General features: G+C 58.8%; 16 protein-coding genes. 4 read left to right on the forward strand and 12 right to left on the reverse strand.

Features of this window, described 5'->3' with window-relative positions:
• Nucleotides 1-42 precede the first annotated feature (42 nt).
• The 6 genes from ACTQ40_RS01490 to ACTQ40_RS01515 form a co-directional block, all read right to left on the reverse strand.
• Nucleotides 43-387, reverse strand: coding sequence for a type II toxin-antitoxin system RelE family toxin (locus ACTQ40_RS01490; protein ID WP_441563178.1), 345 nt, complete (start codon nucleotides 385-387; stop codon nucleotides 43-45).
• A complete protein-coding gene (locus ACTQ40_RS01495) occupies nucleotides 384-806 on the reverse strand; it encodes a hypothetical protein (RefSeq protein WP_441063773.1) in 423 nt (140 codons plus the stop codon). The genes ACTQ40_RS01490 and ACTQ40_RS01495 overlap by 4 nt, the downstream gene beginning before the upstream one ends.
• Nucleotides 807-818: 12 nt before the next feature.
• A complete protein-coding gene (locus tag ACTQ40_RS01500; protein WP_118377194.1) occupies nucleotides 819-1,823 on the reverse strand; it encodes a nucleoid-associated protein in 1,005 nt (334 codons plus the stop codon).
• 172 nt (nucleotides 1,824-1,995) lie between these two features.
• Complete coding sequence (locus ACTQ40_RS01505; RefSeq protein WP_441563179.1) at nucleotides 1,996-2,946, reverse strand: L-lactate dehydrogenase; 951 nt, start codon at nucleotides 2,944-2,946, stop codon at nucleotides 1,996-1,998.
• Nucleotides 2,947-3,147: 201 nt separating this feature from the next.
• The gene (locus ACTQ40_RS01510) at nucleotides 3,148-4,311 is read right to left on the reverse strand and encodes a pyridoxal phosphate-dependent aminotransferase (protein WP_154517336.1); all 1,164 of its coding nucleotides are present in this window, start codon (nucleotides 4,309-4,311) and stop codon (nucleotides 3,148-3,150) included.
• Nucleotides 4,312-4,429: 118 nt separating this feature from the next.
• Nucleotides 4,430-6,409, reverse strand: coding sequence for an NAD(+) synthase (locus ACTQ40_RS01515; RefSeq protein WP_441563180.1), 1,980 nt, complete (start codon nucleotides 6,407-6,409; stop codon nucleotides 4,430-4,432).
• A 203-nt stretch (nucleotides 6,410-6,612) separates the two neighbouring features.
• Here ACTQ40_RS01515 and ACTQ40_RS01520 point away from each other — a divergent pair, with 203 nt between their 5' ends.
• The gene (locus ACTQ40_RS01520) at nucleotides 6,613-7,575 is read left to right on the forward strand and encodes a hypothetical protein (RefSeq protein ID WP_441563181.1); all 963 of its coding nucleotides are present in this window, start codon (nucleotides 6,613-6,615) and stop codon (nucleotides 7,573-7,575) included.
• Nucleotides 7,576-7,713: 138 nt separating this feature from the next.
• The gene (locus ACTQ40_RS01525; protein WP_441563182.1) at nucleotides 7,714-9,015 is read left to right on the forward strand and encodes a hypothetical protein; all 1,302 of its coding nucleotides are present in this window, start codon (nucleotides 7,714-7,716) and stop codon (nucleotides 9,013-9,015) included.
• Between the two features lie 59 nt (nucleotides 9,016-9,074).
• Here the strand turns inward: ACTQ40_RS01525 and ettA are convergent, their stop codons facing one another.
• From ettA to ACTQ40_RS01540, 3 genes are all read right to left on the reverse strand, one after another.
• The gene (gene ettA / locus ACTQ40_RS01530; protein ID WP_055251458.1) at nucleotides 9,075-10,754 is read right to left on the reverse strand and encodes an energy-dependent translational throttle protein EttA; all 1,680 of its coding nucleotides are present in this window, start codon (nucleotides 10,752-10,754) and stop codon (nucleotides 9,075-9,077) included.
• Nucleotides 10,755-10,938: 184 nt separating this feature from the next.
• On the reverse strand, nucleotides 10,939-11,640 hold the full coding sequence (locus ACTQ40_RS01535; RefSeq protein ID WP_441563183.1) for an SdpI family protein: 702 nt from the start codon (nucleotides 11,638-11,640) through the stop codon (nucleotides 10,939-10,941).
• Entirely contained in the window at nucleotides 11,633-11,911 is a 279-nt protein-coding gene (locus ACTQ40_RS01540; protein WP_427727824.1) for an autorepressor SdpR family transcription factor, read from the reverse strand. Before ACTQ40_RS01540 ends, ACTQ40_RS01535 begins: the two co-directional genes overlap by 8 nt.
• Nucleotides 11,912-12,211: 300 nt before the next feature.
• Here ACTQ40_RS01540 and ACTQ40_RS01545 point away from each other — a divergent pair, with 300 nt between their 5' ends.
• Together ACTQ40_RS01545 and ACTQ40_RS01550 are read left to right on the forward strand one after the other, a co-directional pair.
• Nucleotides 12,212-13,009: a tRNA threonylcarbamoyladenosine dehydratase gene (locus ACTQ40_RS01545; protein ID WP_154517356.1), complete on the forward strand. Its 798-nt coding sequence runs from the start codon at nucleotides 12,212-12,214 to the stop codon at nucleotides 13,007-13,009.
• A gap of 14 nt (nucleotides 13,010-13,023) precedes the next feature.
• Nucleotides 13,024-13,806 (forward strand): TatD family hydrolase, encoded by a 783-nt coding sequence (locus tag ACTQ40_RS01550; RefSeq protein ID WP_441563184.1) that lies wholly within the window; start codon nucleotides 13,024-13,026, stop codon nucleotides 13,804-13,806.
• A 59-nt stretch (nucleotides 13,807-13,865) separates the two neighbouring features.
• Here ACTQ40_RS01550 and ACTQ40_RS01555 read toward each other — a convergent pair whose 3' ends face one another.
• The 3 genes from ACTQ40_RS01555 to deoC form a co-directional block, all read right to left on the reverse strand.
• The gene (locus tag ACTQ40_RS01555) at nucleotides 13,866-14,525 is read right to left on the reverse strand and encodes an HAD family hydrolase (protein WP_441548301.1); all 660 of its coding nucleotides are present in this window, start codon (nucleotides 14,523-14,525) and stop codon (nucleotides 13,866-13,868) included.
• A 64-nt stretch (nucleotides 14,526-14,589) separates the two neighbouring features.
• Nucleotides 14,590-15,432 carry a Cof-type HAD-IIB family hydrolase gene (locus tag ACTQ40_RS01560; protein WP_441548302.1) on the reverse strand — a complete coding sequence of 281 codons (843 nt, stop codon included), beginning with the start codon at nucleotides 15,430-15,432 and terminating at the stop codon, nucleotides 14,590-14,592.
• Nucleotides 15,433-15,582: 150 nt separating this feature from the next.
• Nucleotides 15,583-16,257, reverse strand: coding sequence for a deoxyribose-phosphate aldolase (gene deoC / locus ACTQ40_RS01565; protein ID WP_441015806.1), 675 nt, complete (start codon nucleotides 16,255-16,257; stop codon nucleotides 15,583-15,585).
• Between the last annotated feature and the right edge of the window lie 241 nt (nucleotides 16,258-16,498).

Consider the following 16,498-nt stretch of genomic DNA (forward strand, 5'->3'; position numbering starts at 1 on the left):
AACAACAAAGGCCGAAGCCCTCGTCCGAGGCTTCGGCCTTCCCTATCTCAGGGTTCCGTCGTATTCAACCATGGCGGGTTGCTTTGACAGGCGCCCTACGGCCGTCTTATAGACCTCGAAACGATCGCGCCTCCCTATTGCCACAATCTCGGCAATCTCAACCATTCCGTCCTCTCGGATTCGGAAAACCATTCTGAGTCCTGCATTCCGCCATTTAATCTTTTTGCAGCCGGCGAGCTCGCCGTGAAGCGGCGTTCCGATTTCATCAGCGCGCGTCTTTAATTTTGCGACGGCAATACGGACGAGCCTGCGCTGGGATCCATCTAGTTTTTGATATTCCTTCTCGACGTCTCGATTCAAAAAGCCGACAACAAAATGCCCGCTCATTCGAAAAGGTCCTCGTCGGGAATCGCGTCCGGATCCATCGACTCAAGCTCCGCGAGGTCCTCGGCAGTTAAGGCGTCCTCAAACGGAACAAACTCATGCGGACCATGCTTGACTCGATCCGCAGCGATGCGATTTATCTCAAGTTCACGCAGATACTGCAGCGCGCCGTACATTTCCTCATAGGCAGCATAGTCGATAATCACGGTATCGATATCATTATGATCAGCAATGAACTGAGGCGCGCGTTTTGCGCGTTTACGAATGGTGGATAAGGACTTGCTTGCTTCGGTAGCAGAAACAACCTGGTCTTTTGTAAACACCGGTTTTTCCAGAACAAGTGGGGACATTTTGACCTCCAAAAAATAATCTGGATTATATTTCAAAGTATACTTCAAAATATAATCCAGACTTTTATTCAAAAGTTAAAAGCCTTATCGATTCTCGATGCTACCGATGTTTTTGAGCTCGATGGAGATGAGGCCGTTGGGCTCGTTGACGAACTCGATGTACTCGGAGTTTGAACCCATCTCGGCCGGGAAGCTGATCTCGATGCCCGTGTCGGTACGAATCTTGTGATTGCGTACGGCCGCGCGTTCGACCTGCTTGCGCTCCACGGGCACACGCTCAGGTACCTTCTCCTCGGTCAGTGCCGCGCGCACGCTCTCCTTGATGACCGGCTCGTCCTCAAAGACCTCATCGACGATATCCCACGGCGGCAGTTCTTCGTCATCCTCAACCTTCTCGGCAACGGCAGCCTTAACCTTGGCGAGCGCTACGGCCGTATTGGCGCCGTGCTCTTCGGCGACTTCCTCGACCACACGCGTCACCGTGTCGATGACCTCCTTACCCGAAACCCCCGTGTCGCACTGCAGCAGGCCGTCGGGAATGAGCATGCGGTCCTCGCCGGCAATCTTGCGCTTCTTATCCACATAGCCGATCTCCATGGTGCTTGCACGCACGATGGCATAGCTCGGCACCTTTTGCGAGGGGTTTGGCAAAATGGCGTAGTGGCGCGCGATGTCGTTACGAACCTCGCCCTCTTCGCGACCCACCTCGTGCATGAATGCCTGCTTGGAGCCCAGCAGCATCACGGCAAACCAGCGGGCATCTTCATCATCGTCAAAGTCCGCCACCAGCACGTCGGTGGACTCGGCTTTCTCGGCCTTGGTGAGTTCGGAAGAGATGAACTCCGCAATCTGCTGAGACAAGTCCACGAACTCACGCTCACCAAAGAAATAGCCCTTGAGCTCGCCGCCAAACGCAGAGTTCTCCGCAAACGTGGCGCGCTTATTGTCGGCCGAGGTACGTGCGCGGCGCAGATGCGTGGTCACAAAGCTGCGCACGGTACGGCTTTCGATATCCAGCTCGCGCTGGCTCATGACGTTGACGGCAGAGTCAAAGTCCAGGATATGCAGAATCGCGTGATTGATTTTCATATACGGCATTCCGTTCTAGATCGCTTTTGGCACGAACCAGTATAGCGGTCGAGTCCACCCCAGGCGCATAGAAGATTGGTGCAAACAAGCCTGTCCCCTTTGCATAAAAAAGCGCCCGGGTCACATGGGCCCGGACGCCTTCGTTGTAGCCTGTTGCTTATACGAGCCGAATTTAGCAGGAAAAGTCGACGCTGTCGATAATGTCCTTGAGGGCCTTTGCGGAGGCGGTGAGCTCATGCTGCTCGTCATCGTTCAGCGGCACGGGAACGCGGCAGATGACACCGTCGCGACCAACGACCGTCGGCATGGAGATGGCAAGATCGGACAGGCCGTACTCGCCCACCATGAGCGAGGAGACGGGCAGAACGGTCTGCTCGTCACGCATGACGGCAGTGCAGATGCGCTTTACTGCCATAGCGACACCGTAGTAGGTGGCGTGCTTCTTCTCGATGATGGTGTAGGCGGAGTTCTTGACGTCCTCGGCGATGCGCTTCTCGGCAGCCTCATGCTCCAGGTGACCGTGAAGCTCGCAGAAGGTGTTCAGCGGCACGCCGGCAACCTGAGCGCTGGACCAGGCGACAAACTCGGAGTCACCGTGCTCGCCCATGACATAGGCCTGGACATCGCGCGGGTCAACCTCGACATGAGCGCCGAGCATCTGCTGCAGACGGCCGGTGTCGAGCACGGTGCCGGAGCCGATGACATGGCCCTCGGGCAGGCCGGACATCTTGATGGCGGCGTAGGTCAGAACGTCGACCGGGTTGGAGACGATGAGCAGAATGCCGTCGAAGCCAGACTTCTTAATCTCGGGAATAATGGACTTAAAGATGCTGACGTTCTTGTTGACCAGGTCCAGGCGGGTCTCACCGGGCTTCTGAGCAGCGCCAGCGGTGACGACGATCATGGCGGCGTCGGCGACATCAGAATAATCGCCGGCGTAGATCTTCATCGGCTCGGCAAACGTCATGCCGTGCGCAATATCCAGGGCCTCGCCCTCGGCGCGGTTCTTGTCCACGTCGATGAGAACCATCTCGGAGAACAGACCACTCTGCATCAGCGCGAACGCCGAAGACGAACCGACGAAACCGCAGCCGACAATAGCGACCTTCTTCTCGTTAACCATTAGAAACTCCCATCTCTCTCCACAAACAAGCCGCCCGGGAACGACCCGAGCGGCTTGACGTAATCCCAATGCATCCAATCGGGATTTTGATTATGCTCCTATACGCAGCCAAAAATCGACCGTTTACCGAAATTGTTTGCAGGATTCGTAAAATAACTGCACGAAATCGGTTTCGAGCTATTGACGAGCCCAAATAGTCTTCTAATACAGGCCCGCCTCGCGGATGGCCTCGACAGCCAAAGCGATCTGATCGGGCGGCAGGACCAGCGCCATGCGCACGTGCCCCTCGCCCGAAGGGCCAAAGCTCGCGCCCGGCGTCACCACAACGCCGGCCTTCTCCATAAGCTCCTCGCAAAACGCCATGGAATCGGTGCGGCCACCGGGAAGCTTGGCCCACACAAACATAGAGCCATGCGCGTTGGGACGCTCCCAGCCCAGGTCCTCAAGACCGTCGCACAGGGCATCGCGGCGCTCCTGGTACTTCAGACGTTGCGCCTCGACCTCATCGCGCGGACCATTGAGGCAGGCGATGGCGGCCTTCTGAATCGGGAAGAACATGCCAAAGTCGATCTGGCTGCGCAGCTTGGCAAAGGCAGAGACCACATCCTCACGGCCGACCAAAAAGCCGATGCGCGCACCGGTGACGTTAAACGACTTGGAAAGCGAGAAGAATTCCACGCCCACCTCGAGCGCGCCGGGATACTGCAAGAAGCTGCCGCCGGGCTCGCCGTCAAACACGATGTCGGAGTACGCGTTGTCATGGACGATCAGCAGGTCGTGCTCGCGGGCGAAGGCGATAATCTCCTCGTAGACCTCGGGCGTGCCCACCGAGCCCACCGGGTTGGCGGGCAACGACACGATCATGTACTTGGCACGATCGGCCACCTCGGGATCGATGCCCGCCACATAGGGCAGGTAATTGTGCTCCGCCACCAGCGGATAGTACTCGAGCTTGGCGTCGGCGATCTTGGCGCCCGCCTCAAAGACCGGATAGCACGGATCGGGAACCAGAATGGTGTCACCCGGATCGAGCAGGGCCAGGCCCAAATGACCCACGCCCTCCTGCGTGCCGTTGCACGACTGCACCATGGACGGCGTAATGCCCGAAACGCCAAAGCGACGCTCATAGTAATCGCACACGGCCTGCTTAAGCTCGGGCAGGTCGCGCAGGGAATACTTCCACATCTCGGGATTTTGGGCGGCCTGCGTGAGCGCCTCGACCACGTGGTCGTACGGCTTAAAGTCGGGCGTGCCCACGCTCATGTTGTAAATGGTCTTGCCCTGAGCCTTCAGCGCAAGAAGTTTGTTGTTGAGCGAGGCGAAGACCTCCGCGCCAAAGCGGTCGAGACGCTGCGATGCCTGCATGGTGCCACCTTTCGATATAAAAAATACGGCGCTCCGACAAGAGCGCCGCGCGATACGGGCCATCAGATTGCAAAAGTGTAACGCTTGCAACCCCCGTATTGGTTCAATTTAGCCAACCTTAGTCAATTGGATTGAGCGCGTCGATCCGCGCAAGCCACAGACGCGAGCTGGCGTCACTCGGCATACGCCAATCGCCGCGCGGGCTGAGCGTCACCGAGCCCACCTTGGGACCATCGGGCAGACAGCTGCGCTTAAACTGCTGGGCAAAGAAGCGACGATAGAACGTACGCAACCACGTGTGGACGGTCTTGGCGTCATAGACACCCTCAAAGCTCTTGAGCGCCATACGGTAGATCTTGCCCGGCTCAAAGCCAAAACGCAGCAGGTAATAGAGGAAGTAATCGTGCAGCTCGTACGGGCCCACCAAATCCTCGGTCTTCTGCGCAATCTCACCGTCGCCCGTGGGCGGCAGAAGCTCGGGGGACACCGGCGTATCGAGGATATCGAGCAAGACCTCGGCAATACGCCCGCCAAAGACATCGGCGGCATAACGTACCAGATGGCGCACAAGCGTCTTGGGCACGCTCGCGTTGACGGCGTACATGCTCATGTGGTCGCCGTTATAGGTAGCCCAGCCGAGCGCCAGCTCTGACAGGTCGCCCGTGCCGATGACAAAACCGCCAGCCTGGTTGGCCAGATCCATCAGAATCTGCGTACGCTCGCGGGCCTGGCTGTTCTCGTAGGTCACGTCTTGGACGGCCGGATCATGTTCAATGTCCTTGAAGTGCTGCTCCACGGCCGTGTGGATCGAAACCTCGCGGAAGCTCACGCTCAGGTCGCGAGCGAGCGACTCGGCATTGGACTTGGTGCGACGCGTCGTGCCAAAGCCGGGCATGGACACGGCTGTGATACCCGTGCGCGGCAGTCCCAGTGCATCGAAGGCACGCACGGTCACAAGCAGTGCCAGCGTGGAATCCAGGCCGCCCGAAAGACCGATGACTGCAGCCTTGGTACCCGTATGGGCAAGGCGAGTCTTGAGGCCGGCAGTCTGCAGATTGAGGATCGTCTCGCAGCGCCCGGCCAGGTCACCATGGTCGGCCGGCACAAAGGGCGCGCGGGGGAAGACACGGTCGATGTCGAGCGCATCGCGCAGGACAGGTTCTTCGGCCAGCACGCCCTCAAACGAAAACTCAACGGCTGTGGCCTCCGGCGCATCGTCCGCGCGCGTCCACGTGGTCGAACGACGACGCTCGGCAACCAGACGGTCGAGGTCAACGTCGGCCACCGCCATATCGCAGGTGAGGAGCTTCGTGGCGGCGAGCTTCGAACCGTTTTCGTAGACGAGGTTCTCGCCCGCAAAGACCATATCGGTCGTGGACTCGCCCTCGCTCGCGTCCGCGTAGGCATAGGCACAGTACAGGCGCGCACTCTGATTGGAGATGAGGCTGCGGCGATAGTCTGCCTTACCGATAATCTCGTCCGAGGCCGACGGATTGAGGATCACCGTCGCACCGGCAAGCGCCATCTCGGTCGAAGGGGGCGCCGGCACCCACAGGTCCTCGCAGACCTCAATACCGAGTACCAAATCCTCGGCGCCCTCATCACAGCAGCGGTAGACAAGCCCCGAACCCAGCGGAACCGGACCCTGACCGGCAAACTCAACCCACACGGAATCGGCGGGCGCCGGAGCAAACCAACGGCGCTCATAGAACTCGCCATAGTTGGGCAGATACTTCTTGGCCGTGAGGCCCAAAAGCTCGCCCGCGCAGCACACGGCGGCACAGTTGTAGATATTCTCGGCCACCGCAACGGGAAGACCGATGGTAAAGACAATCGGCAGCTCGCGGGTTTCATCGAGAATATGTGCCAGTGCGGTCTCGCAGGTATGCAGTAATGTGCGGTTATGGAACAGATCAGCCGCGGTATAGCCAGTCAGATTAAGCTCGGGCAGTACCAGAGCACGGACACCGCGCTCGACCGCCTCGCGAACAGCCGCCAGCGCAACCTCGGCATTGCCCTCGACATCGGCCACGCGAATTCGCGGCGAGGCCGCCGCCACACGCAAAAAGCCATCAGACTGAGAAAGGTGAAGATTCATAAGAATGCTCCCGTGCGTAGACGCCATTCACAACAATAAGCAAGCCCTATTGTAGTTCAACCGCCGGGTGTAACCGCATCCCACCAATTTGGTGAGCTATTGATGAGTTGATGGTATCTGTTAAATGTCACGTACGATTCACATCTGGTGGGTACCCTGATGGCTACACGAAACGAAGCAGATTTACACCGGGAGGGCCCCGTATGACAACCAAGTACACCGACGCGCCGCGCACGCGCGTCATGACACCGGCCGCGCTCAACAACGGCGTTCACGAAAACCATTCCATCGGACAGACCATGGCCATCGCGCCCAAAAAGGGCCTGTTCGACGACATTTCCATTCCCCAAATCATCGCCGGCGCCGCAGCTGCCGCCACGAGCGTCGCACTTGCTTCCAAGATCGGCATCGCCGGATCGGTGATCGGTGCCGCCGTGAGCTCGGTCATCACCGTTGTGTCCTCGCAGGTCTACCGCCACTTTATCTCTGCCAGCGCCGAAGCCCTCAAAGGTACGCACGCCGCCGTCGACTACCCTGCCGGCGCCTATGAGCCCGTTGACCTTAATGCCGAGGAGCACCTGGGCGGCGCCGCGACTACGCAGGAGATGCGCCAGGTTGCGGGGCGCGCGACCACGGCGCGCGTCGCCACCAACAGTCTGCGTGCCAAGGCGGCGGCAGAGCGCAGCCAGACGCAAAAGAAGGTCATCGTCTTCTCGATCGCCATCGCCATCGTCGCGGTCATCGCCTGCGCCGGCGCCATCCTTATCACCACCGCCGGTGAAGGTCTGGGCGAGCGCCCCGAGTCAATCCTTTCGTCGCGCACGACCGAGCACGACGCGGATAGCTCCGGTCAATCGCAAAGCCAGCAGGACGACTCGCAGGACACCTCCGCATCCACCGACTCGTCCTCGAACACCCCCGATCAATCGCAGGGCGCCGATTCCTCTGTGAACAACAGCGGCACGCAATCCGGCACGACTGACTCAAGCCAAACGACCGACGGCTCTCAACCGAGCACGGGCGACCAGGCAAACGGCAATACATCGGGCACAAGCTCCACCGACAACAGCAACACCAATAGCTCGAACAGTTCGAACAGTTCGAGCGGATCCGCGTCCGGCACGCCATCTGACAGCTCGAGCCAAGGCACGGCATCGGGCAACTAAGCACGTTTGCCTCTCATAGATAACCGACCTGCATAACGGGCGCGAACCGGCAACGGTCGCGCCCGTTTGCCTTGGGCGACGAGATGGCAAGCCCCATGCGATGGTAAGATGCTTTGGTGTGTATAGAGGAGATTTGCCATGAGCAAGACAATAGTTAAGCCCGCACTATCGCTGGGCAACCACATCTATCTGTATCGCCTGCTGCGCGACGCGATTGGGTGCGGCAAGCAAACGTTTATGACGCAGGTCGAGGAGGCGCTCGCCGCTGGTGACATGGCCGCTTATGACCTGGGCTTCGAGTCCACGCGCGAGCTGCTCGAGGAGCTCGACGACTGCATTAAGCTGACCGTCTTTAAGGGCGGCCGTCTGTATGCCACCGTCATCGCCAACGAAGCCTGGGATGCCGCCCTTGCCAAGGGCGAGGACAAGCCCAAGGCTGCCAAGGGAGCCAAGCAGTCCTACAAAAAGAAAAAGCGCGGCGAGAAGGACCTCAAGGCCGTGCGTCCCAAGCACGTTAAGCGTCCCGAGCCAGAAGCCATGGTTGAAGCCGTACCGGAACCCGAGCCCGAGACAGAGATCGAAGTCGCTATTGAGGTAACAGCAGGAGCCGAAACCGAAATCGCCGCCACGACCGATCCCGAAGTCATATCAGAGCAGGAAGCCACTGCGGAGCTCGACGAGGCTCCCAAGTCGACAACCGAAGAAGCCGCCAACCAACCCGAGACGTCTGCGTTCCAAAACAGCGATGTCTTTGGCGACGAGGCCGAGGACGATCAGTCCGACGAGCCCGCGGATCAAGACGCTACCGAGTCGACGCCAGAGCCCGAGACGCCGCAGCCCGCCATCTCGCTCACGGTCGTCTATGACCCCGAGAACGCAAACGCCGGCATCACCACCATGGCCTCCACGCCAGCCGAGGCAAAGCCATCTGTCGAGGCAGAGGATGCCCCGCGAGCCGATACCAAAACCGAGACCGCAGACACGTCCGTCTCCGTGGAACCGACGGATTTCGCAGTTAAGCCGGAAACAGCGCCTGAGCCTGCCATCGAGTCCGCATCCGCATCTGCCTGTGACCAGATTCCCGCACCTGCACCGGCTCCGCTCCCCGTTGCAGTACCTGTCACCACACCCGCAGCACCGACCATCCCCGAGGACTTCCCCGTCGATTTCACAACCGAGGTCTTCTGTCCCGGCCCATTGCTACACCAGCTGTCGACCTATCTCCCCTACGGCGCCGACACGCTCGGCATCGTCGGCGAGTACTACTGGATCGCCCGCGAGCGCGGCACCATCGAGGCCGCGCGAAACCGCGCAAGCTTCCCCCTGCGCTACACGCAGGCCGGCGAGCGCCACGAAGTCACCGTGCGCATCCGCCGCAACACCACCGGCGGTCTCGGAGCCACCTGGACCATCGATAAAGTCGAGCCTTCTACCAAGTAAAAAAGGGACGATAACCCTCAAGGTTATCGTCCCTTTCCCGTTAGGTCACCTGAGCTCGACTAATCGCGCGTCAGCTTGCGGTGAATACGATGCGGCTGGGCTGCGTCCTCGCCCAGGCGCTCGATGCGGTTGGCCTGATAGGCCTCGAAGTTGCCCTCAAACCAATACCAGTTGCCCGGATTCTCGTCGGTGCCCTCCCACGCCAGAATGTGCGTGGCGACGCGGTCCAGGAACATACGGTCGTGGCTAATGACCACCGAGCAGCCCGGGAACTCGAGCAGCGCCGCTTCGAGCGAGGACAGCGTCTCGACGTCGAGGTCGTTCGTGGGCTCGTCGAGGAGCAGCAGGTTGCCGCCCTGCTTGAGCGTAAGCGCCAGGTTCAGACGGTTGCGCTCGCCACCGGAAAGTACGCCAGCGCGCTTCTGCTGGTCCTGGCCCTTAAAGCCAAAGCTCGCCACGTACGCGCGGCTGGGGACCTCGGTCTCGCCGACCATCATGTGGTCCAGGCCATCCGAGACGACCTCCCACAGGTTCTTGTCGGGGTCGATGCCGGAGCGGTTCTGATCGACATAGGAGATCTTGACGGTCTCGCCCACCTCGAGCTCGCCCGAAGTCAGCGGCTCCAGACCCACAATCGTCTTGAACAGCGTGGTCTTGCCCACACCGTTGGGGCCGATGACGCCCACGATGCCGTTGCGCGGCAGGGTGAACGATAGGTCGTCGATGAGCACGCGACCGTCGAACTCCTTGTGCAGGTGATGGGCCTCGAGCACCTTGTTGCCCAAACGCGGGCCCACAGGGATGCGGATGTCGGTCCAGTCGAGTTTCTGGCTTGCGCGGGCCTCGGCCTCCATCTCCTCATAGCGAGCCAGACGGGCCTTGTTCTTGGCCTGGCGGGCCTTGGGCGAGCTGCGCACCCACTCGAGCTCGGCCTCCATGCGCTTGGCGAGTTTGGCGTCGCGGTTACCCTGAGCCTCGATACGGGCGGCTTTGGTCTCCAGATACGTGGAGTAGTTGCCTTTGTAGGGATAGAGGTGACCACGGTCGACCTCGCAGATCCACTCGGCAACGTTATCCAGGAAGTAGCGATCGTGTGTGACGGCAAGCACCGCGCCCTGGTAGTTGTGCAGGAAGTGCTCGAGCCACAGGATCGACTCGGCGTCCAGGTGGTTGGTGGGCTCATCGAGCAGCAGCAGGTCGGGAGCTTCGAGCAGCAGCTTGCACAGGGCCACGCGACGGCGCTCGCCGCCGGAAAGCACATTGACCGGCATGTCGGAATCGGGCAGCTGCAGGGCATCCATAGCCTGGCCGAGCTTGGAATCGATATCCCAGCCGTCGGCGGCATCGATCTCGTCCTGGAGCTTGCCCATCTCGGCCATGAGGGCATCCATGTCACAGTCCGGGTCGCACATCTCCTCGCCGATCTTATTGAAGCGATCGACCTTGGCAATCATGTCGCCAAATGCCATGCGCACGTTCTCGATGACGGTCTTGTCGTCGTCGAGCGGCGGCTCCTGCTGCAGGATACCCACGGTGTAGCCGGGGGTAAGTCTGGCATCGCCGTTGGAGACTTCCTCGATGCCGGCCATAATCTTGAGCAGGGTCGACTTGCCCATACCGTTAGGGCCCACGACGCCGATCTTGGCACCGGGATAGAAGCTCAGGGTCACATCGTCAAGGATCACCTTGTCGCCATGGGCCTTGCGAGCCTGATACATCTGGTAGATAAACTCCGCCATTTGCCTGTTTTATCCTTTCTACCTGCTGTTTCCCTATTCTTGTTTCGCTTTAGTGGAAACGAGATGAGAAAACCAGCTCTAAAACGTAACGAAAAAGGGGCACGGTTGCCCATACCCCCTAATACTACCTGGGAAAAGTCCCCCGGAACATACTATGAACTGCGTACGCTAGTTTTCCGCAACCTTAACGAGCGGCTCGCTGCGATTTGCGCCACAGCAGATACGAGTAGACGTAGACGACTCCGACAGAACCAAACGCCAGAACCGCAATCACCGCGGCGACAACTTCACTCGAAAGCACGCTACCCGCAACGCCCATCACAATCAGACCAACACCCAGCACCATAAAGCAGGTACCGCCAAAACGCTGCGTACGGCGCCAGTTCTCGGGATCGGCAAGCGCCCAGGGCGTCTTGATACCGAGCGTATAGTTCTGCTTCACACGCGGCAAGTAGTTGCCTACGCCAATGAACAGCAAACCGACAGCACCAGAAATCAGCGCGTTGACCGAACCGACCGCCGGCACCACGCCCCAGACCGTAAGCTCTCCCAGCCAGCTTATGGCGCACATGAACAAGGTGAAGGCGATTACGAAGCCCTGATAGAACTTGCCCGAGGTTCGATATGCCTCACCTTTGGGATCGATGCGCGGCACCACGCAGAACATTGCGAGAAGCACCAGGGGCAGCACGCCGAGCGCGGAGGCCTTCCAGCTGGGACCCCAACCGTCAACGCCGTTCGCGCCCCAGTGCGTGGGAATCTGCGCAGGCAAGCTCGGCATCACCATAAGGTGCGCTACGATATTGGCGACGCATAGAGCGACCAGCGCGATCCACACGCGTGGCGATACCCCCGTGGCGTGAATGCCCTTGTATTCGTTATTCATCCTTATCACCTTCAGTGTTTGTAAAGCCCATAAACCAACCGATCAAGTCCTGCATGACGGTGGTGTTTAAGCTGTAAACGATGTTTTGGCCATGACGTTCATCGGTCACCAACCCGGCGTTTTTGAGCGTCGCCAAATGATGGCTCAACGACGGCTTGCTGATATCGAAATGCTCGGCAAGCTCCCCGGCCGTACAATTGCCCTTGCGCAACAGTTCCAAAATGTGACGCCGTGTAGGATCGGCCAGCGCTTTAAAACCCTCTCCCGGCATAGGACCTCCTCTCAGTATTTCGTTCGACGCGCACACTATACTCGATATTTAAATGTTTGTCTAATTATCTAATCTTATACTCAAAAAAATAGCCGCCCCCGCGTAATGCGAAGACGGCCACTTCTCACGCCATAAACGTGTTTCGGAGTTGGCTAACCCGCGGCAACGGGCGCCATCTGCTTCAATCTTATGCGAATCCCGATCCCATTTCAACAAACCCCAAGGGTTCAAATGGAATCGTGATAATACCTATAATGGCGATAGCTAAAACACGATTCGCTTCCCCATCGGAGGATATTTATGACCGAAACCGTTGCCGCAGCCGCAATCGAGACACGCGACACCAAGCTCGAGATCATCATGGGCCGCGAGGCACTCGATAAGCTCGCCGATGCTACGGTGCTGGTGCTCGGCTGCGGAGGTGTGGGCTCCAATTGCTGCGAGGCACTCGCCCGCGGCGGCATCGGTCATTTCGTCATTCTGGACAAGGACATCATCGCGCCCAGTAATATCAATCGCCAGGCCATCGCCTTCCACAGCACCGTCGGCAAGCGCAAGGTAGACGTGATGGAAGCCATGATTCGCGATATCAATCCCGCCGCCACCGTTATCAAGCGCACCGAATACCTGTTGAGCGACAACATCGACGAGTTCTTTGCGAGCGTTTTTGAGCAGACGGACGGCAAGCTCGACTACGTCGTCGACGCCATCGACACCATCTCGGCCAAGCTCACCATTGCCAAATATGCTCAGGACCACGACATTCGTTTGGTTAGCTCCATGGGCGGGGCCAACAAGCTCCATCCCGAGTGCCTCCGCTTTGCCGACATCTTCGATACGGTACGTGACCCCATGAGCCGCATTATGCGCAAAGAATGTAAGAAGCGCGGAATCAAGAGCCTACATGTATTGTTTAGCTGCGAGGAATCGGTTAAGACACAGCCCCGCGACCCTTCCAACATCCACGAGCGTACCGAGCTCGGAACCGCCAGCTTTATGCCGCCCATCATGGGTCAGATGATTGCCGGCGAGGTTATCCGCCAGATCAGTGGCCGCGGCACCGAGCGCGTGCGCGCCGATGGCCAGCGCCTGGACTAGCGGAGTGCGCCGAGATGGAGCCCCGGTTATTTGATGCACACTGCCATCTTGATTTGATGGCTTACCCGAATGCTGTTGCCGACGAAACTGCGGCTATAGGACTGGGGGTCTTTGATTGCGGGGTCGACCCGCGTGACTTCGCGGCAGCAAAAAAGCGGGCCAGCCGTTACCCAAACATTATCTCGGGCGTCGGGCTCCATCCCTGGTGGCTCGCCGACGGCCGCTGCGGTCCTGCCGAAATCAATCTGCTTTGCAAAGTTGCTGCCCAAGAGCGCTATATCGGCGAAGTCGGACTCGACTTTTCCGCGCGCTTTGCCGGAAGCGAACCGCTGCAAATACAGGCACTTGACCGGCTCTGCGATGCGCTCGTGCAGTGTCCTCTTGCCGGGCGCGTAATATCGATTCACGCCGTTCGTTCGGCAGGAGCCGTACTGGACGTCCTCGAATCGCATGGACTACTCATCCCAAACCCCGACTCCCCCGCTATCATCTTCCACTGGTTTAGCGGCACTTCGGACGAACTCGCCCGCGCGCGTAATGCGAGCTGCTATTTTTCCGTGAACGATCGTATGCTCGCCACCAAGCGCGGTCGCGAATACGCACGACAGATTTCGCTCAATCGTCTACTGCTTGAAACCGACGCCCCAGCCGAAGCAAACACAGAAACAAGCGCGCAGTCGCTCATCAAATCGCTCACAAGGACCTCGATGCGCATCGCCTCGCTCAAAAATTGTGACGCAAAGCGCATCGAATCGGCAGTTTTAGCAAATGCGCACTCTATTTTTGGCCTTCGCTAACCCTGTATGCAAAAAGACGACAACGATACCATTATGACGGTAGACGTGCCGTCCAAGTCCTACGCAAGCTCCAGCAGCTCCGGCAGTTGGTCGATAATCTTGTCCGCGGCATCTTGGCTAAAGCCGAAGCGTTCCTCGCGCTTGGCAATGACCGTCAGGCCGGCTCGCTTGCCGGCAGTGATACCAGGCACCGAATCCTCAACGCAGCAGCAGCGATTCGCGGGAAGTCCCAGCAGGTCCAGCGCATGCAGGTAGATGTCGGGCTCGGGCTTGCTCTCCTTAAACTGCTCGCCGCTCACCACATACTCAAAGGCATCCGACAGCCCGCACGCATTGAGCACTTCCTCGATGCTATCCATGGGAGACGAGCTGGCAAGCGCCACGCGAACGCCGCGGCGCGGCAGCTCTCGAATCGTATCCACGGCGCCTGGGTTAATCAAAGCCTGATAGTCGCGCGGACGCTTATGCGCCCACTCGTCCCAACGGGCCAACGCTTCCTCGCCAGTGAAATGCCCCTTACCGGCGCGCTCAAACCAATCGACCAGCATATGCAGGAAGAACTGATGTGAGGTACCGATCTGCCCGTTCAACTCCTCTTGAGTCAGGTTAAGCCCAAGCTCCTTGGCAAACGCAGCAGTCTCGCCCAGGTAGTAATACTCGGTATCGACAATGACGCCGTCCATGTCAAAGATAACGGCGTCGAACGGAAATGCGGACACGGCACCCTCCCTAACAAAAGGGCGCCTGTAAGCAGGCGCCCGAACCATGCATTAATCGGCGATTCTAACCCAGCAGCTTATCCAGCGCCACCGCAATGCCGTCTTCGTTGTTATTGGCAGTCACCATCTGGGCCACGGCCTTAACCTCGTCAACCGCGTTGCCCATGGCAACACCGGTGCCGGCCCACTCAATCATGGACTTGTCGTTCTGGCCGTCGCCAAACGAGACGACCTCGCTGGCATCGATGCCGAGCTTGGGCAGGGCACCCTCGAGCGCGCGGGCCTTGTCGATACCGGGAGCCGTAAACTCAAAATACCAGTCGGCCGTAAACATACCCGAAAGCGTCTGGGTAAAGGGCGCGTACATCTCCTCGTAATGCGCTTGCAGATAGGCCGGGTCGCCCGCAGTGAGCAGCTTGTCCACGGGATAAGTGTCCACGACCTCATGCAGGCTCTCCACCTCGCGAATCTTAAGATCGCACGCGTCGCGTTCATACTTGACGATATTCTTCTGCGAGCCATCCGGCAGCGTAATCATGCAGCGGTACGAATCCTCGACATGCAGATCGCGACCGAGCGAAATCATAGGGATCACGTCGAAATTGCGCAGATGATCAATGAGGCGATGCAATTCGTCGGCAGGCATAGCCTGATCGAACAGCACCTCGTCGGTCTGGGCATCGACGACGTGAGCGCCATTAAAGGCCACCAGCAGACCGTCATGGTTATGAAGGTCGAGCTCCTGCGCCAAGGCGTGCAGCCCCCATGCGGGACGGCCCGAAGCCAAAATGAGCTTAATGCCCGACTCCTGCGCCGCGAGCAGCTTCTCGCGCGTACGCGGGCTGATGACCTTTTGATCGTTGGTGAGCGTACCGTCGATATCCATTGCGATGGCTTTGATTGCCATATAAGCCTCCCTGTCATTGAACAACCTTGTCTGAGTCATCATACAGAACACCTACTGCGGCTCTGTCTGCAACGGGGTAAAAAGTCATATTGTCCCGAACATAAACAGCGTGTGGTCGTGAAGCTTTATCGCTCAGGTCAAATACGTCTGCTAGCGACGCTCATCCGTCGGTGCGCCCTCGACGATCGCGATGCCCGCCGATGCACCTAACGCGCTGGCGCCGGCCTCGATGAATGCACAAGCCTCTTCGTAATTATGGATACCGCCCGCCGCCTTGATTGCCACGGCATCGCCGAGCACCTCGTGCATCAGCCGCACGTCCTCGAGCTTAGCACCGCCAAAGCTTCTGCCGGTCGATGTCTTAAGGAATCCCGGCTTGGCCTCCAGCGCGATCTCGCATACACGGCGCTTGGCGGCGTCGTCGCCGTCCAGCTTGCACATCTCAACGATTACCTTGTCAGTGATGCCATGCGCGCGACAAAAATCAGCAACGGCAGTCATCTCGCGCTCGATGGCATCAAAATCGCGGTTCTCGATCGACCCCTGATTCAAAACGTAGTCAATCTCGGTAAAGCCACACGCAGCGTATTCCTCAAACCTCGCAAGCTTCTCCTCAAGCGTCATAGTGCCCTGGGGAAAGTCGATAGCGCCGGCAAGGATGATGTCAGAGCCCTCGAGCATGGCGCGGCCCGTCTCGTACTCCTGCAGGTTCGCAAATACGCAGCGAAAGTTGTACTTTAGCGCCTTCTCGACATACTGCTCAAACGTGTCCTCGGGGGCATCGATATAGTCGATGTATTTATTGATGGGTTTGGCAAGCGTCATGCTGGGCCTCCTTGTTCAGGGTTGACAACCGATTCGTGGTTTCACGCGAAAAACCACGTTCAATCTACGCCCGACATGCAAGGACAGTGTCCGCATTCCGGCAAGTGGTATGAAATTAGCTGTAGACGTATATTTACGGACAGCGAATGGCACCGCACGCGGATGCCGACTGCAAGACATTCCCCTCAATACGCCCTCATGCCCACTCAAATAGCAAAGGGGCCCGCATCCCAACAGATAC

The sequence above is a fragment of the Collinsella sp. Sow4_D11 genome (genome assembly GCF_052116465.1).
In the GTDB taxonomy this organism is placed as follows: Bacteria; Actinomycetota; Coriobacteriia; order Coriobacteriales; family Coriobacteriaceae; genus Collinsella.

Excerpts from the sequence above, each read along its gene's own strand:
- ACTQ40_RS01490 (WP_441563178.1), bottom strand. The coding sequence starts at position 387 with ATGAGCGGGCATTTTGTTGTCGGCTTTTTGAATCGAGACGTCGAGAAG.
- ACTQ40_RS01500 (WP_118377194.1), bottom strand. The coding sequence starts at position 1,823 with ATGAAAATCAATCACGCGATTCTGCATATCCTGGACTTTGACTCTGCC.
- ACTQ40_RS01505 (WP_441563179.1), bottom strand. The coding sequence starts at position 2,946 with ATGGTTAACGAGAAGAAGGTCGCTATTGTCGGCTGCGGTTTCGTCGGT.
- ACTQ40_RS01510 (WP_154517336.1), bottom strand. The coding sequence starts at position 4,311 with ATGCAGGCATCGCAGCGTCTCGACCGCTTTGGCGCGGAGGTCTTCGCC.
- ACTQ40_RS01515 (WP_441563180.1), bottom strand. The coding sequence starts at position 6,409 with ATGAATCTTCACCTTTCTCAGTCTGATGGCTTTTTGCGTGTGGCGGCG.
- ACTQ40_RS01520 (WP_441563181.1), top strand. The coding sequence starts at position 6,613 with ATGACAACCAAGTACACCGACGCGCCGCGCACGCGCGTCATGACACCG.
- ACTQ40_RS01525 (WP_441563182.1), top strand. The coding sequence starts at position 7,714 with ATGAGCAAGACAATAGTTAAGCCCGCACTATCGCTGGGCAACCACATC.
- ettA (WP_055251458.1), bottom strand. The coding sequence starts at position 10,754 with ATGGCGGAGTTTATCTACCAGATGTATCAGGCTCGCAAGGCCCATGGC.
- ACTQ40_RS01535 (WP_441563183.1), bottom strand. The coding sequence starts at position 11,640 with ATGAATAACGAATACAAGGGCATTCACGCCACGGGGGTATCGCCACGC.
- ACTQ40_RS01540 (WP_427727824.1), bottom strand. The coding sequence starts at position 11,911 with ATGCCGGGAGAGGGTTTTAAAGCGCTGGCCGATCCTACACGGCGTCAC.
- ACTQ40_RS01545 (WP_154517356.1), top strand. The coding sequence starts at position 12,212 with ATGACCGAAACCGTTGCCGCAGCCGCAATCGAGACACGCGACACCAAG.
- ACTQ40_RS01550 (WP_441563184.1), top strand. The coding sequence starts at position 13,024 with ATGGAGCCCCGGTTATTTGATGCACACTGCCATCTTGATTTGATGGCT.
- ACTQ40_RS01560 (WP_441548302.1), bottom strand. The coding sequence starts at position 15,432 with ATGGCAATCAAAGCCATCGCAATGGATATCGACGGTACGCTCACCAAC.
- deoC (WP_441015806.1), bottom strand. The coding sequence starts at position 16,257 with ATGACGCTTGCCAAACCCATCAATAAATACATCGACTATATCGATGCC.